Below are 15370 nucleotides of genomic sequence, written 5' to 3' on the forward strand. Positions count from 1 at the left end.
GCGCTGCTGGATCATCAGGCAGCCTCCTCGACGTCGAAGAGGTGACGGGGGCGGGGCCGACCCAGGGCACGCAACGCGGCGTCCGCCGCGCCGATGCCACTGCGGACCGCACTTTCCATGGTCGCGGGCCACCCGGTGGCGGTCCACGCTCCGGCCAGGTACAGGCCGGATGCCTTGGTACGGGCGCCGGGCCGCAGCCGTCCGACGCCGGGGGTGGGAGCGAACGTCGCGGTGCGCTCCCTGGTCACGAAGAAGTCCTTCACCTCGGCACCGCGGGTCCGCGGCAGCAGGCGCTGAAGTTCGGTCAGGTACCGCTCGCGCAGGGCGGCGACGGGCGCGTCGATCTCGTCCTGTGCGGCCGACTGCGACAGCGCGAGGTACTGGCCGGACGTCAGCCCCGAGGCCTCGGTGCGGTCGAAGATCCACTGCACGGGCGTGCCGAGCGCGGTGAGGAAGGGGGTGTCGACGACCTTGCGGTCGTAGACGACATGGACGTTGAGGATGGGCGCGGTGCCGATCCGCAGCAGTTGCTCCGGGTCGTCGAGGGCGCCGTCGGGCAGCAGGTCGTACGTCTCGCGCTGGGGTACGGCGAGCACGACCGCGTCCGTCTCGATGACCTCACCGGGAACCTGAACGCTCCAACGCCCGTTGTCGTTCTGGAAGATGGAGGTGACGCGTGAACGGATCCTGGTTCGGACGCCCCCGGAGTCGAGCGCCCTGCGGGCCAGCCGGTCGTGCAGTTCGCCCAGCGGGACGCGCGCCCAGCCGATGTCGGCCGCGCCCGGGTCGGACAGCAGACCGGTCTTGAACACCATCGCGGCGAGCCCCAGGGAGGCGTCGGAGGCGACCGCGTTGAGGGTGGCGACCCCGACCAGGTCCCACAGGGCCTCGACGGCACGCGCCGACTGACCGTGCGCGGTCAGCCAGCTGCCGAAGTCCTGTGCGTCCAGGGCCGGATCGGCGAGGTCGAGCCCCTTGAGCGCGAGCGCGGCCCGGCCGACCTTGGCGCGCTCGGCGAGTGAGAGGTGCGGATACGTCGCGAGGCTGCGCCCCAGATGCAGGGGCACCGGCAGCGCGTCGCGCCGCAGCCTGCCGAGCCGCCGGCCCTCGGGCTTGGTGACGTCGACGACGGGCACGTCGAGACGGTCCTGCAGCGGAGCCAGCGCCGCGCCGCCGATCCGGTCGAGGAACCAGCGGTAGGCGGTGCAGCAGCGCAGGTAGACGTGCTGGCCGTTGTCGACGGTGAGCTCGCCGCGCTGGAAGGAGAAGGCCAGGCCGCCCAGTCTCGGCCTGCCTTCGAGCAGGGTGACGCGCACCCCGGCGTCGGCGAGCGCGAGCGCGGCGGTGATTCCCGCGAGCCCTCCGCCGACCACCACCGTGTCCCGTGCGGGCCCGGACCGCATGCCGTCGGTCATCGTGCACCCTCCCCTGCGCACCCGCCGTGCCGTGTCGACGTGCCCCGGCAGGCCGTTGCAGTCAGGGACGCCACCCGGCCACGGAGGGTTGCCCGCCGCTTACGGCCGTCTGCGTTCCCTTGGTCCAAGTCGTGCATCAAGCACGCCTCCTGACGGTCCGCCGGGTCACGTGCCGGGCGTCCAGACCGGACAGGCCGCGCACGGCGACGTAGGCCTTCTCGCGTCCGGGCAGCGAGACCCGGCCGCGCAGCACCGCCTCGGGGTCGCGTTCGATGCGGTCGAGGAGGCGGCGGTAGATGCCTGCCATGGCGGCTACGCAGGCGCCGCTGCGCCGGTCGAGCATGGGCAGCAGCTGGTAGCCCTCGGCGAAAAGGGCGCGGGCCCGACGCACTTCGAAGTGCACGAGGCCCGCGAAGTCGGAGCCCTCCGGTGGGGTCGGCCCGCTGAACCCGGCCGAGCAGCCGAACTTGGCCAGGTCGTCGGCGGGCAGGTAGACGCGCCCGCCCTCGGCGTCCTCACGGATGTCGCGCAGGATGTTGGTGAGCTGGAGTGCGAGCCCCAGCGTGTCGGCGTACTCGGGCGCGCGCTCGGCGCCGCGCGCCCCCGGTTCCGTTCCGAACACTCCGAGCGAGAGCCGGCCGATGGCGCCGGCCACACAGCGGCAGTAGACCTTCAGGTCGTCCCAGGTCTCGTAGGCCTCGCCGCGGACGTCCATGAGGACGCCGTCGATGAGTTCGTTCAGGCCGTCGAGCGGGATCGGGAAGTGCCGGGCCGCGTGCGCGAGGGCGACGCCGACCGGGTCGGTGTCGTCCTCGCCGATCGCGTCCTCGCGGATCCGGTCGAGCAGCGACCGGGTGTCCTGGAGACGGGCGAACTTCACGTCGTCGGTGAGCGCGCCGTCGCCGATGTCGTCGACCCGCCGGGAGAACGCGTACAGCGCGGACATAGCGCGGCGCTTGGGCGTCGGCAACAGTCTGATGCCGTAGGCGAAGTTACGGGCCTGCTGTCCGGTGACGGCCTCGCAGTAGCTGTAGGCGGCGAGTACCGGTGCGGACACGTGTGGCGCGGAGTCCACGGTCCGGATCACCCCTCTCCTCGCAGAGTCACGCCCACCTCACGCAGCAACCGGAGCTTGCCGGATTTGGGCGGGCCGGGAAGTACGTCGTATTCGGCGGCGGCGATCGCCTGGACGGCCGCCCTTCCCCCCGCCACGAACCCCGCGAGCAACAGCCTCAACCTGCCGTGCACGCTACCCACGAGGGGGGCGCCTTCATTCAGCAGATCGCGGGCGCGTTGTGCTTCGTACGCGACCAGTGCGCGCACCGATGCGCCCGCGGTCGCCGTGGCGAGATCCGCCTCCTGGACGTGAAAGCGCTTCATGTCCTCGGCGGGCAGATAGACGCGGTCGCGGCCGAGATCCTCGGCCACGTCCTGGAGATGCTCGACGATCTGCAGGGCCGTGCAGATCGCGTCCGAGTGGCGGATCCGCTCGGGGGTGGCGGTGCCGGTGACGGCGAGGACGAGCCGGCCCACGGGGTTCGCGGACAGTACGCAGTAGGCGAGCAGGTCGTCGTAGGTCTCGTAGCGCTTGACGAGCTGGTCCTGGCGGTTGGCGGCGATCAGGCCGAGGAAGGGCTCGGGGGTCAGCGAGCGGCGGCGGACGGTCGGCTGGAGACGGCGCAGCAGGGGGTGGCGCGGGGTCGAGTCGAAGACGCGGCGCAGGTCGGCCTCGAAGGCGTCCAGCACGGTCAGCCGGTCCTCGGCCCGCTCGGGCGACACGCCGAGGAGGCGGGCGTCGGCGCCGCCGGGCGCGAGGTCGCCGTCGCCGATGTCGTCGACGAGGCGGGCGAAGCCGTAGACGGCCATGAGGTCGGCGCGCCAGTCTCTGGGCAGGAAGAACGGGGCCACGGGGAAGTTCTCGGCCGTGGCCTTGTCGAGCGTGGCGCGCTCCGGGTCGTCCGTGCGCGTCGTGGTGGTTCCCGTCACCGTTTGCTGCCCAGGGCGGGGACGGCACATGCCTCGCGGAGCTGGGGAGTTTCCGTAGCCATTGCCGTCACATCTCCCGTTCTACACTGCCGACCCAATACACACTATTTCGGACACGCCGCCCGGCGTTCCGGCGGCTGTCCCGGTGGAGGGTGTCGCGCATTATCGCCCTACTTGCCGTGTTTCGGCACTGGTACAGCTTACGTTGTACAACGCGGCGCGGACCGAGGGGGTGTCCTGCGCATCACAAGAACACACCGATTGGCTTCAAGATTCCTACGGCTGACCAGAGTTGACGCTTCCTTTGCGGGCGGCGCAGGTGCCCTTTGCCGACGACGCAGGGCCCCACCGGAGCAGTTCCGGCAGGGCCCTGAACGGCCGGCTACTTACCCGTGAACTTCTCGTACTCCTTGAGGACCTCGTCGGTCGGTCCGTCCATGCGCAGCTCGCCGCGCTCCAGCCACAGCACGCGGTTGCAGGTGTCGCGGATCGACTTGTTGTTGTGACTGACCAGGAACACCGTTCCGGCCTGCTTGCGCAGCTCGCGGATGCGTTCCTCGGAGCGCTTCTGGAACTTGCGGTCACCGGTGGCCAGCGCCTCGTCGATCATCAGGACGTCGTGGTCCTTGGCGGCGGCGATGGAGAACCGCAGGCGGGCGGCCATGCCGGAGGAGTAGGTGCGCATCGGCAGGGTGATGAAGTCGCCCTTCTCGTTGATACCGGAGAAGTCGACGATCTCCTGGTAGCGCTCCTTGATCTGCTCGCGGGTCATGCCCATGGCGAGCCCGCCCAATATGACGTTGCGCTCACCGGTCAGGTCGTTCATCAGGGCCGCGTTCACACCGAGCAGCGAGGGCTGGCCGTCGGTGTAGACCTTGCCGCTCTCGGCGGGCAGCAGGCCGGCGATGGCGCGCAGCAGGGTCGACTTGCCGGAGCCGTTGGAGCCGATCAGGCCGATGGCCTCGCCCCGGTAGGCGACGAAGGACACTCCGCGCACGGCGTGCACCTTGCGCACCCCGCGCTGCTCGCCGCGCTTGAGGATGCGGCTGAGGGCGGCGGTGGCGCTGCCCTTGCCGGTCTTGGCGCCGTTGACGCGGTAGACGATGTGCAGCTCGTCCGCGATGACCGTGGGGACGTGTGCTTCGGTCGTATGGTCAGCCACGGCCGTACCTCTCCTCCGCCTTCCAGAAGTACACGAAGCCGCCCAGGGCGAACAGCGCGGCCCAGCCGCCGGCGATCGCCCAGACGTGGTCGGGGAGGTTCTCCGAGCCGTAGCCGTCGATCAGCGCGAAGCGCATCAGGTCCATGTAGATGGCGGCCGGGTTCCACTGGAGCACGTTGGCGATCCAGGCCGGCTTGTCGGCCAGCATGATCGGGATGGAGTACATGACGCCGGACGCGTACATCCACGTGCGCATCACGAACGGCATCAGCTGTGCCAGGTCCGGAGTCTTGGAGCCGGCCCGGGCCATGATCAGGGCGAGGCCGGTGTTGAAGCAGAACTGCAGGGCCAGCGCCGGGACGATCAGTACCCAGGACAGCTCCGGGTAGCTGCCGAAGGCGCAGGTCACGGCGAACAGCACGATCATCGAGAAGAGCAGCTGCTGGAGCTGCTGGAGCGCGAAGGAGACCGGCAGCGAGGCGCGCGGGAAGTGCAGGGCGCGCACCAGGCCGAGGTTGCCGGAGATCGCGCGGACGCCCGCCATCACCGAGCTCTGCGTGAAGGTGAACACGAACACGCCGGTGACCAGGAACGGGATGTACACCTCACGCGGCATGCCCCGGTCGGCCTCCAGGATCACGCCGAAGACGAAGAAGTACACGGCCGCGTTCAGCAGCGGTGTGACGACCTGCCAGAGCTGGCCGAGCTTGGCCTGGCTGTACTGGGCGGTCAGCTTCGCCCGCGAGAAGGCGATGATGAAGTGACGCCGGTCCCAGAGCTGGCGGACGTATTCGACGAGGGAGGGGCGGGCGCCGCTCACGGACAGCCCGTACTTCGCGGCGAGCTCTGCCGCGGACAGTCCCTCGTCGGGCGACGGAGGCGCGGTCACCGCGACTGTGCCGTCGTGTGTGGTCTCACTCACTAGTCGAAACTTTCGTCTTCGAGATGCGCGGCCCGGGCGGTAGCCGGGAGCCGAGCGTTACGCCCCGAATGCTCTCAGGGACGAGCTTGTCAGATGACAGGAGGTCGGCCGAGTCGAGTCAGCCGCCACACCGTACGCCACTTCATGGGCCGGCGGGGACCGCAGGGCGACGCCCAGCCTTCCCGGAAGCCGCCGAACCACGCCCGCAGCGCCGGCCGCGAGGGGCGGCGCAGCAGGGTGAGGGTGAGCCAGATTCCCAGGTAGAGGGGAACGAGGGCGGCGGGCAGGTTGCGGCGGGCGAGCCAGACGCGGTTGCGGGCCACCATGCGGTGGTAGACCGCGTGCCGGGAGGGCGCGGTCGTCGGGTGGTACAGCACCATGTCGGACCGGTAGTCGATCAGCCAGCCCGCGTCGAGGGCCCGCCAGGCCAGGTCGGTCTCCTCGTGCGCGTAGAAGAACGCGTCCGGCAGGCCGCCGACCTCGGCGAACACCCGGGTGCGGACCGCGTTGGCGCCGCCGAGGAAGGTGGTCACGCGCGAGGAGCGCATCGGGTCGGAGGCGCGCAGCCGGGGCACGTGGCGGCGCTGGGTGGCGCCGGTGTCCGGGTCGGCTATGCGGAAGCTGATGATGCCGAGCCTGGAGTCGGCCTCGAAGGCCTGGCGGCACAGCTGGGCGGTGTCGGGGCGGGCGAGCAGGCCGTCGTCGTCGAGGAACAGCAGTATGTCGACGTCCCGGCCACTAGGGCCGAAGGCCTCGATGCCGACGTTGCGGCCGCCCGGGATGCCGAGGTTCTCGGGCAGCTCGACGGTACGGACGCCGGCGGGGACCTCGGGCACGGGCGAGCCGTTGCCGACGACGACCACGTCTATCGGGTCGCCGTCCTGCTTGGCGACCGACTCCAGCAGCGCGCGGAGCTCCTCGGGGCGGTTGCCCATCGTGATGATGACCGCCCCGACCCGCATCCCCGGGCTCACCGGAGCCTGCTCGACACGAGGATGGACACCAGGTGCAGCAGCGTCTGCAGCAGCGCGATGCCGACGAGCACGGCGACGCCGAGCCGGGTGAAGAACAGGTCACCGCGGCTCGCGTCCAGGATCGCGAGGACCAGGATCAGCAGCGACGCCTCGATGCCGAGGATCAGCCGGTGGAACTTCAGCGCGGCGGCGGCGCGGCGGGCCAGTGCCATGCCGGAGGAGCGGGGCTCGGACGCGGACTCCTTGACCGGCGGCAGCCCGCCCTGGTGCCGGGCGACGCCGACGAGGTCGGTCTCCGCCTTGATCAGAATCGCGCCGAGGGCGGCGAGGGTGCCCAGGAAAGCCCACAGCCAGTCGATCCGCCCGGAGCCCCACAGATCGGCGGCGCGCAGGCCCAGGCCGACGAGGACGGCGGCGTCGGTCAGGTAGGCGCCGACCCGGTCCAGGTAGACGCCGCCGAGGGAGAACTGCTGCTTCCAGCGGGCGATCTCGCCGTCGACGCAGTCCAGCAGCAGGTACAGCTGGACCATCACGACGCCGAGCACGGCACCCGGGATGCCCGGCACCAGCAGGGCGGGGGCGGCGAGCACGCCGAAGAGGGTCATCAGGTACGTGAGCTGGTTGGGCGTGACCCTGGTGTTCACCAGGTAGCGGTCGACCCGCAGCGACACCTCTCGCATGTAGAGGCGTCCCGCCCAGTGCTCACCGCTGCGCCGGTCCTTCACCCCGGCGGGGTGGACGACGGGGCGGAGTTCAGCTACCGATGGCCTTGACATAGTCGGCGTAGGTGTCCTTGATCTGGTGGGTTTGCAGGTCGAGGTGTTCGAGGATCGTGTAGCGGCCGGGCCGGGTCTGAGGGGCGTACTCCACGACCCGGACGAACTCGTCCGGGGTGAAGCCGATCTCCTCCGGCAGCACCGGCAGCCCGTGCCGACGCAGCACCTCGGCCATGTACACCGACTCCTCGTGCGCGCCGCGCAGATACATCGCGAAGGCCGCGCCCAGCCCGCACTGCTCGCCGTGGGCGGCCGCGCGCTTGGGGAACAGCAGGTCGAAGGCGTGGTTGATCTCGTGGCAGGCGCCGGAGGACGGGCGGGAGTCGCCCGACACCGACATGGCGATGCCAGTGAGGACCAGTGCCTCGGCCAGGACCTGCAGGAAACCGTCGTCGCCGACGCCGCCCGGGTGCCGGAGCACCGACTCGCCGGCCTGCCGCGCCATGGCGGCGGCCAGACCGTCGATCTTCTCCCCGTTGACACGGTTGGAGAGCTCCCAGTCCGCCACGGCGGAGACGTTGGAGATGACGTCGCCGATACCGGAGCGCACGAAGCGCACCGGAGCCTCACGGATCACGTTGAGATCGATGACGACCGCGATCGGGTTCGGCACGCCGTACGAGCCGCGGCCCGCGTCGTTGTCGAGGGTCGCCACCGGCGAGCAGAGCCCGTCGTGCGCCAGGTTGGTGGCGACGGCGACCAGTGGCAGGCCGACCCGCGCCGCGGCGAACTTGGCACAGTCGATGATCTTCCCGCCACCGAGGCCCACGACCGCGTCGTAGTGGCCTGCCTTGATGTCGCTCGCCAGCCGGACGGCGTCGTCGAGGGTTCCCCCGCCCACCTCGTACCAGCTGGCGCCGGGCAGTTGCGGGGCGACGCGCTCACGCAGCCGGGCGCCGGAGCCGCCGCTGACGGCGACGGCGAGGCGGCCCGAGTGGGATATGCGCTCGTCGGCGAGCACGCCCGCCAGGTCGTCGAGGGCACCCGGGCGGATGTCCACGACGACCGGCGACGGGATGAGCCGGGTCAGTACTGGCACGCGATCTCCCGTCCCCGGGCCAGATCGTCGTGGTTGTCGATCTCGACCCACGGCACGTCGCCGATCGGGGCCACGTCGATCTTGAAGCCGCGGTTGACGAGCTCCTGGTAGCCGTGCTCGTAGAACTGCTGGGGGTCGCTCTCCCAGACGGTGCGCAGCGCGTCCGCCAGCTCGGGCGCGGCGTCGCCCTCGATGAGGGTGACGCCGATGTACTCGCCGGTGGCCTCGGCGGGGTCCATCAGCTTGGTGATCTTCCGCACGCCCCGCTCGGGATCGACGACGACCTTCATCTCCTCGTCGGCCAGCGACTTCACGGTGTCGAGAGCGAGGATGATCTTCTTGCCGTCGCCGCGGGCGGCGAGCAGCGTCTTCTCCACGGAGACCGGGTGGACGGTGTCGCCGTTGGCGAGGATCACGCCGTCCTTGAGCGCGTCACGGCCGCACCACAGGGAGTAGGCGTTGTTCCACTCCTCGGCCTTGTCGTTGTCGATCAGCGTGAGCTTCAGGCCGTACTTCTGCTCCAGCTCGGACTTGCGCGCGTAGACGGCCTCCTTGCGGTAGCCGACGATGATCGCCGCTTCCGTCAGGCCGATCTCGGCGAAGTTGGCGAGGGTCAGGTCGAGAACTGTGATCCCGTCGGTCCCGTCCTCGTCGCCCGCGGGCCCCACCGGCACCAGTGCCTTGGGCAGGGTGTCGGTGTAGGGCGCAGACGCCGGCCGGCGCCGGCCGCCAGCACGAGGCCGATCATGCGGGTTCTCCTTCGTCGTGTACGGCGGGCGCCCCTGCGGACACCCAGAACCGGATGCTCTCCAGGAGCACCACCAGGGCGACGGCCACGGCGAGGACCGTGAGCGCGACCTTGAACTGCGCGGCGGTCAGCACCACGGCGAGCGTCACGACCACCAGCGTCCGGCCCTCGTGCCCCCCGATCGCCCGCACCAGCCAGTGCGGGGGCGCGCCCGCGTTGCCGCGGATGCGGTAGACCGTGTCGTAGTGATGGTAGGCGACAGCCGCAACCAGCCCGAAAGCAGCGGGAAGTGCTCCGTTCACCTCCGATTCAGCTGCCAGGATCAGCACGGTCCCGTACTCGGCGGCCCGGAAGAAGGGCGGAACCAGCCAGTCCAGCGCGCCTTTGAGGGGGCGTGAGACGGCGGCCGCGGACAGCGCGACGTAGACGAGCGCGGCGAGCAGGGTCGGCCAGGTCGCGCCCCAGAGTGCGGCGGACGTCACCACGAGGAGGCCAGCGGCGGCGGCACTGAGCGGAGCCGCCGGGACGCGCACCTTGCGTGAGAGAAGTTCCACCAGGGCCCCGCTGTCCGCCAGATCGGCCAGCGCCCGCGCCGCGCGGTCGGTCCGCTCGGCCTTGCGGGTCAGCGAACGCAGCACACGGCCGGCCGTGGTGTAGGTCGCGGCGAAGGCGCAGCCGACGAGCAGCACGTAGAAGGTGATGCGCGGGGTCGTGACGGCGGTGAGGACGGCGATCAGCGCCCAGCGTTCACCGATCGGCAGGACGATCATCCGGCGCAGCCACACTGTCCAGCCGACACTGTCCAGTTTGTCCGAAAGTGCGGCAGTAGGGCTGGTGTTGGCGGTGGCGTCGTGGTTCGCCTCGTTGAAGGAGAAGTCGACGATGTGCCGGCAGGTCTGCAGGACCATCGCGCCCAGGGCGAGCGCCCATACGTCGTCGCCACCCCGGGCCGCGCCGAGGGCGAGACCGGCGTAGTAGGCGTACTCCTTGGCCCGGTCGAAGGTGGCGTCCAGCCAGGCGCCGAGCGTGGAGTACTGCAGGGAGTAGCGGGCCAGTTGACCGTCGGTGCAGTCCAGCACGAAGGACGCGATCAGCAGTACGCCGGCCGCGACGAACCCGCCGCGCGTGCCGGTGGCCGCGCAGCCCGCCGCGATCAGGGCGGTGAGCAGTGAGGCGGTGGTGACCTGATTGGGCGTCAGTCCGCGCCGGGCGCACCAGCGGGCAATGTAGCGGGAGTACGGGCTGATGAAGAAGGTGGTGAAGAAGCCGTCGCGGGACTTCACGGCCGACTTCAGGCGTACGGCCTCGTCGTCGACGGCGGCGACGGCCTGCCGTGCCTCGTTGCGGGCCTGCGGGTCGGCGGGGACGGCGGCGACCAGGCTGCCGAGCTCCGGCCGGTGCACGTCGACGTCCAGCGCGCCGGTGATCCGGTCGGCGAGGCTGTCCACCAGCAGCGTGCCCTGGGTGGAGGTCTCGCGGGCCAGCGCGCGTGTCAGGGCCTGGCGGCCGGCGGGCTGGGCCGTCACCGCGCCGGGGATCGCGGCGAGCGGGAAGCGCGGGTCGGTGAGGCCGAGGCGCAGGGCGTGCGGATGGCCGACGAAACGGGCGTCGACGACGGCGACGCGCCGGTCACCCGGCACCTGCGCGAGGAGGGACTCGGCGTCGGCGGGGTCGGCGGCGATGCGCACCTCGAAGCCGAGCGACCGCAGGTCGCCCTCGATCGACGATCCGGGGACCGGCTGACCGGTGAGGATGGCGGTCGACAACCGAACTCACTCCCTGGGGGCCGACGTTTCCGCGCCGGTCGCGTGCATGGTGGTGCGCCCCATGGGGCAGGCGGTGCTGCATCCGGCGGGCGGCATGTCGGCAGAGGCTATCGGATAATAGGAAGCTCGTGTTCACCGGCCGTTTACGGTCCGGACGACGCCGCCTGCTGGGGCCTGTGCGGCGATCATCATCGGGGATGCCGGGGTCGGCGTACAGAATCGCACCTCCGGAAACGGGCCATCACGACATACGGGACCCGGGTCCGGGCCGACCCGGGTGTCGGCCGGATTAGGGTGGGCCACCATGACATGGCTGATCACCGGCGGTGCCGGATACATCGGGGCGCACGTGGCGCGGGTCATGGCCGAGGCCGGGGAGCGCGTCGTCGCGCTGGACGACCTCTCCGCCGGGGTGCCGGCGCGGCTCCCGGCGGACGTCCCGCTGGTGCGGGGCTCGGCCGGGGACGGCGCGTTGCTGAAGCGGGTGTTCGCCGAGCACGCGGTCACGGGTGTGGTGCATCTCGCGGCGCGCAAGCAGGTCGGTGAGTCCGTCGAGCAGCCGACCCGGTACTACGAGGAGAACGTCGGCGGTCTCGCGGCGCTGCTGGACGCGGTCGCCGGGGCCGGGATCAGGCGCTTCCTGTTCTCCTCCTCCGCCGCCGTCTACGGCAACCCCGATGTGGAACTCATCACGGAGGACACGCCGTGCACCCCGATGAGCCCGTACGGCGAGACCAAACTCGCCGGTGAGTGGCTGGTGCGCGCGGCGGGCCGGGCGCACGGCATCGCCACGGTGTGCCTGCGCTACTTCAACGTGGCGGGCGCGGCCGCGCCCGAACTGGCCGACACCGGCGTGTTCAACGTGGTCCCCATGGTCTTCGACCGGCTGACCCGCGACGAGGCGCCGCGGATCTTCGGCGACGACTACCCGACGCCGGACGGCACGTGCGTGCGCGACTACATCCATGTCGCCGACCTCGCCGAGGCGCACCTCGCGGCGGCCCGGCAGCTGTCGGCACCGGACGCGTCGGGCGATCTGACCGTGAACATCGGCCGCGGCGAGGGTGTCTCGGTGCGCGAGCTGGTCAGCCTGATCGGTGAGGTGACCGGCGACAGCCGCCCCGCCGTCGTCGAGGCGCGCCGCCCCGGGGACGCGCCGCGCGCCGTCGCCTCGGCCGCACGGGCCGCCGAGGAGCTCGGCTGGACCGCCCGGCGCGGGGTGCGCGAGATGGTCGAGTCGGCGTGGCGGGGGTGGCTGCTGCATCACGGCCGGTGAGCCCCCGGAGATCATCGCAGCGCTCTGACCTGGTGTTCGTTTCCGCAGGTCAGGGCACATGACAACGGTGTTCAGTGCCGCGTTGCCGATACCCCCCACCCGTAGTTCACTGGGGTCCGGACCCGATCAACAGGAGGCGGCTTTTCAATGGGGGCTGGGCACGATCACGGGCACGCGCATGGCGCGCCGGTCACCGGTACGGCGGCCGCGGCGTACCGCGGCAGGTTGCGGATCGCGCTGGGCATCACGCTCACCGTCATGGTGGTCGAGATCGTCGGTGGCGTGCTCGCGGACTCCCTCGCGCTGATCGCGGACGCCGCGCACATGGCGACCGACGCGGTGGGCCTCGGCATGGCGCTGCTCGCGATCCACTTCGCCAACCTTCCGGCCAGCGCGAACCGCACCTTCGGGTACGCGCGCGCCGAGATCCTCGCCGCGCTCGCCAACTGTCTGCTGCTGCTCGGGGTCGGCGGCTATGTGCTGTACGAGGCGATCGAGCGGTTCATCACGCCGGCCGACACCGAGGGTGGGCTGACCGCGGTGTTCGGCCTGATCGGTCTGGTCGCGAACATGATCTCGCTCACGCTGCTGATGCGCGGCCAGAAGGAGAGCCTGAACGTGCGGGGCGCCTTCCTGGAGGTGGCCGCCGACGCGCTGGGCTCGGTCGCGGTGCTGGTCTCGGCGGTGGTGATCCTCACCACCGGCTGGCAGGCCGCCGACCCGATCGCCTCGCTGGTCATCGGCCTGATGATCGTGCCGCGCACGCTGAAGCTGCTGCGCGAGACGCTCGACGTGCTGCTGGAGTCGGCGCCCAAGGGCGTCGACATGGCGGAGGTGCGGGCGCACATGCTGGCGCTCGACGGGGTGGAGGACGTGCACGACCTGCACGCCTGGACGATCACCTCGGGCATGCCGGTGCTGTCCGCGCACGTCGTCGTCCGCTCCGACGTCCTGAGCGCCATAGGGCACGAGAAGATGCTCCACGAGCTCCAGAGCTGCCTGGGCTCCCACTTCGACGTCGAGCACTGCACGTTCCAACTGGAGCCGGGGGGACATGCGGAGCACGAGGTGGGGCTCTGCCACTGACCTGCGGGCCACCGCCCGACAGACCCGCGAGCACGGCCACTGAGTGCGACGCGCGAGGGTAGGCGGGGGTAGGAGGAGCGGCGGGCGGCAAGGGCGCGTACGTCGCGTGACCGGCGCGCGACGGGGCGGCGCGCCCCTGGCGTTCCCCACAAGCCCGTACCGGACGGTTCCTGGCTTCGCGCGCCGGGCACGATCACCTACCGGGCCCCTCATTCCGGTGCCGACGCGCCGGGAAGTGCCGGGAGTGCCGGATTCGTACGGCAGACTGGGGCGCGAGGAACGAGGCGAAGGATGGGTATGCCGATCACACCTGCCACCGCGACGCACAGCTCGTCGAACGGCACCGCGGAAGCGATCCTGCTGGAACTGGTCGACGAGAACGGCGTGACGATCGGTACCGCGGAGAAGCTCGCCGCCCATCAGCCGCCGGGGCAGCTGCACCGGGCGTTCTCGGTCTTCCTGTTCGACGACTACGGCCGGCTGCTCCTCCAGCAGCGGGCGCTGGGCAAGTACCACTCCCCCGGTGTGTGGTCCAACACGTGCTGCGGTCACCCCTACCCGGGCGAGGCCCCCTTCGCGGCGGCGGCCCGGCGGACGTACGAGGAACTCGGCGTCTCCCCGTCGCTGCTCGCCGAGGCGGGCACCGTGCGCTACAACCACCCGGACCCGGTCTCGGGCCTGGTGGAGCAGGAGTACAACCACCTCTTCGTCGGACTCGTGCAGGCGCCGCTGCGGCCGGACCCGGAGGAGGTGCACGCCACGGCGTTCGTCACCCCGGACGAGCTGGCGGAGCGGCACGCCAGGGACACCTTCTCGGCGTGGTTCATGACGGTGCTGGACGCGGCCCGCCCGGCGATCAGGGAGCTGACCGGTCCGTCCGAGGGCTGGTGAGCCTCAGGGCAGCAGGGCGGGGTTGAGCGGCAGGGCGGCCCAGATCACCTTGCCGCCACTGGCCGTGTGCTCGACGTCGCACACCCCGCCCACCTCCCGGGTGATCTCCCGCACCAGGAGCAGCCCCCGACCGCCGGTCCGACCGTGGTCGGTCTCCAGCGCGGTCGGGCGGTAGGGATGGTTGTCCTCCACGGACACCCGCACCCACTCGGCGCCGACCGCGACCTCCACGGCGAGCATCGGCGAGAGCACCGCGGCGTGCCGTACGGCGTTCGTGACCAGCTCGGAGACGATCAGCAGCAGCGCCTGGACCACGTCGTCCGTGACCGGCACCCGCTGGCGCAGGAGCAGGTCCCGTACGGCGTGCCGGGCCTGCGGCACCGAGGCGTCGACGGCGGGGGCGGTGAACCGCCATACGCCCTCGTACGGCAGTGGAGCGCGCGTGCGCGGCTCGACGGGTGCGTCTGTGCCGCCTTCTGGGCGTGGGGCGGGCCCGCGCCCGTGGTCGTCCATCGTCCGGTCGCCACCCTTGTGCTCGATTGTCACCACACGTCGAGTGTTGGTAACACGCCGGTCCCTGCCGGAGAACTGAACACAAGTCAGCTGTTATCGAGCGCTTCTGACCGTTGGCGTATGACACGGTCAGGTGTGGGACTGCATCGTGTCCCGCCGGTGCCGACTTTGCGAACTATTCGGCTTGTACGGGTTTCGCGCCATCCCCTTTCGGGGCGTCATCGGCGCCTGTGGCGTCCTCGACCATGCCCACGATCCGGCGACCGCCGAAGCCGGTGGCGATCAGTCCGAGGCCGTCGAAGAGCAGCGCCAGCGAGAAGAACGTACCAATGACGTACTGGCTGCTGCTCGGCCAGGAGGCCAGCACCAGGATGCCCAGCAGCAGGTCGAAGGCGCCCAGCAGCAGCGTCCAGCCGAACTGCGGACCCCGCACCACCAGGCCGCCGACCAGCCGGAAGAGCCCGGCGGTGAGGAAGAGCAGGGCGGCGAACATGGCCAGGGCGTCGGCGGCCGCGTCGGGGCTCTTCAGGACCACGACGCCCGCCGCGATGTTCAGGGCGGCGACGATCACCGCGAGCCAGAAGAAGTTGCTGCCGCGTCCCTCGATGGCGTGCAGCAGGCCGACCACGCCGCCGATCAGCAGCAGCCAGCCGAACAGGAACATGGACGTCAAAGTGGCCACGCCGGTGTAGACGAGCCCTACGAGACCGGCGACGACCAGGAGCACGCCGAGCGCCACCAGTCGGCCGAAGCCCCGCCGCAGTTTCGCCTTCTCGTCCTTCGCGGGTTTCGCGGGTTTCGCCATCGGGCCGCCTC

At 71.0% G+C, this 15370-nt stretch carries 15 protein-coding genes and 1 pseudogene; 3 read left to right on the plus strand and 13 right to left on the minus strand.

Features of this window, described 5'->3' with window-relative positions; translation table 11 throughout:
* Positions 1-14: 14 nt before the first annotated feature.
* The 11 genes and pseudogenes from hpnE to I2W78_RS03735 all read right to left on the minus strand — a co-directional run bounded on the left by hpnE (position 15) and on the right by I2W78_RS03735 (position 10788).
* Complete coding sequence (hpnE, locus tag I2W78_RS03690; protein WP_196456895.1) at positions 15-1415, minus strand: hydroxysqualene dehydroxylase HpnE; 1401 nt, start codon at positions 1413-1415, stop codon at positions 15-17.
* Positions 1412-1552, minus strand: a complete 141-nt coding sequence (locus I2W78_RS41575; RefSeq protein WP_374222631.1) for a DUF6380 family protein — start codon at positions 1550-1552, stop codon at positions 1412-1414. Before I2W78_RS41575 ends, hpnE begins: the two co-directional genes overlap by 4 nt.
* A complete protein-coding gene (gene hpnD, locus I2W78_RS03695) occupies positions 1552-2502 on the minus strand; it encodes a presqualene diphosphate synthase HpnD (RefSeq protein WP_196456897.1) in 951 nt (316 codons plus the stop codon). Before hpnD ends, I2W78_RS41575 begins: the two co-directional genes overlap by 1 nt.
* Entirely contained in the window at positions 2499-3401 is a 903-nt protein-coding gene (hpnC, locus tag I2W78_RS03700; RefSeq protein ID WP_196456899.1) for a squalene synthase HpnC, read from the minus strand. The genes hpnD and hpnC overlap by 4 nt, the downstream gene beginning before the upstream one ends.
* A 382-nt stretch (positions 3402-3783) precedes the next feature.
* Positions 3784-4563 carry an ABC transporter ATP-binding protein gene (locus I2W78_RS03705; protein WP_196456901.1) on the minus strand — a complete coding sequence of 260 codons (780 nt, stop codon included), beginning with the start codon at positions 4561-4563 and terminating at the stop codon, positions 3784-3786.
* Positions 4556-5485 carry an ABC transporter permease gene (locus I2W78_RS03710; RefSeq protein ID WP_196456903.1) on the minus strand — a complete coding sequence of 310 codons (930 nt, stop codon included), beginning with the start codon at positions 5483-5485 and terminating at the stop codon, positions 4556-4558. Before I2W78_RS03710 ends, I2W78_RS03705 begins: the two co-directional genes overlap by 8 nt.
* 89 nt (positions 5486-5574) lie before the next feature.
* A complete protein-coding gene (locus I2W78_RS03715; RefSeq protein WP_196464393.1) occupies positions 5575-6447 on the minus strand; it encodes a glycosyltransferase family 2 protein in 873 nt (290 codons plus the stop codon).
* Between the two features lie 8 nt (positions 6448-6455).
* Positions 6456-7235 carry a CDP-alcohol phosphatidyltransferase family protein gene (locus I2W78_RS03720; protein ID WP_196456905.1) on the minus strand — a complete coding sequence of 260 codons (780 nt, stop codon included), beginning with the start codon at positions 7233-7235 and terminating at the stop codon, positions 6456-6458.
* Positions 7213-8274, minus strand: a complete 1062-nt coding sequence (locus I2W78_RS03725) for an iron-containing alcohol dehydrogenase family protein (protein WP_196456906.1) — start codon at positions 8272-8274, stop codon at positions 7213-7215. The genes I2W78_RS03720 and I2W78_RS03725 overlap by 23 nt, the downstream gene beginning before the upstream one ends.
* A pseudogene (locus I2W78_RS03730) lies at positions 8262-9022 on the minus strand (phosphocholine cytidylyltransferase family protein). Before I2W78_RS03730 ends, I2W78_RS03725 begins: the two are co-directional and overlap by 13 nt.
* Positions 9019-10788 (minus strand): DUF5941 domain-containing protein, encoded by a 1770-nt coding sequence (locus I2W78_RS03735; RefSeq protein ID WP_196456910.1) that lies wholly within the window; start codon positions 10786-10788, stop codon positions 9019-9021. The pseudogene I2W78_RS03730 and the gene I2W78_RS03735 overlap by 4 nt, the downstream one beginning before the upstream one ends.
* Positions 10789-11092: 304 nt before the next feature.
* On the opposite strand from I2W78_RS03735, the gene galE reads away from it, so the two are divergent.
* The 3 genes from galE to idi all read left to right on the plus strand — a co-directional run bounded on the left by galE (position 11093) and on the right by idi (position 14041).
* Entirely contained in the window at positions 11093-12064 is a 972-nt protein-coding gene (gene galE, locus I2W78_RS03740) for a UDP-glucose 4-epimerase GalE (RefSeq protein ID WP_196456912.1), read from the plus strand.
* 147 nt (positions 12065-12211) lie between these two features.
* Positions 12212-13150: a cation diffusion facilitator family transporter gene (locus tag I2W78_RS03745; protein ID WP_196456914.1), complete on the plus strand. Its 939-nt coding sequence runs from the start codon at positions 12212-12214 to the stop codon at positions 13148-13150.
* Positions 13151-13447: 297 nt separating this feature from the next.
* On the plus strand, positions 13448-14041 hold the full coding sequence (gene idi / locus I2W78_RS03750) for an isopentenyl-diphosphate Delta-isomerase (protein WP_196456916.1): 594 nt from the start codon (positions 13448-13450) through the stop codon (positions 14039-14041).
* Positions 14042-14044: 3 nt separating this feature from the next.
* Here the strand turns inward: idi and I2W78_RS03755 are convergent, their stop codons facing one another.
* Together I2W78_RS03755 and I2W78_RS03760 are read right to left on the minus strand one after the other, a co-directional pair.
* Positions 14045-14554: an ATP-binding protein gene (locus I2W78_RS03755; RefSeq protein ID WP_196464394.1), complete on the minus strand. Its 510-nt coding sequence runs from the start codon at positions 14552-14554 to the stop codon at positions 14045-14047.
* A gap of 175 nt (positions 14555-14729) precedes the next feature.
* On the minus strand, positions 14730-15359 hold the full coding sequence (locus I2W78_RS03760; RefSeq protein ID WP_196456918.1) for an HdeD family acid-resistance protein: 630 nt from the start codon (positions 15357-15359) through the stop codon (positions 14730-14732).
* Between the last annotated feature and the right edge of the window lie 11 nt (positions 15360-15370).

Origin of the sequence: Streptomyces spinoverrucosus (assembly GCF_015712165.1) — a bacterium.
Classification (GTDB): domain Bacteria; phylum Actinomycetota; class Actinomycetes; order Streptomycetales; family Streptomycetaceae; genus Streptomyces; species Streptomyces spinoverrucosus_A.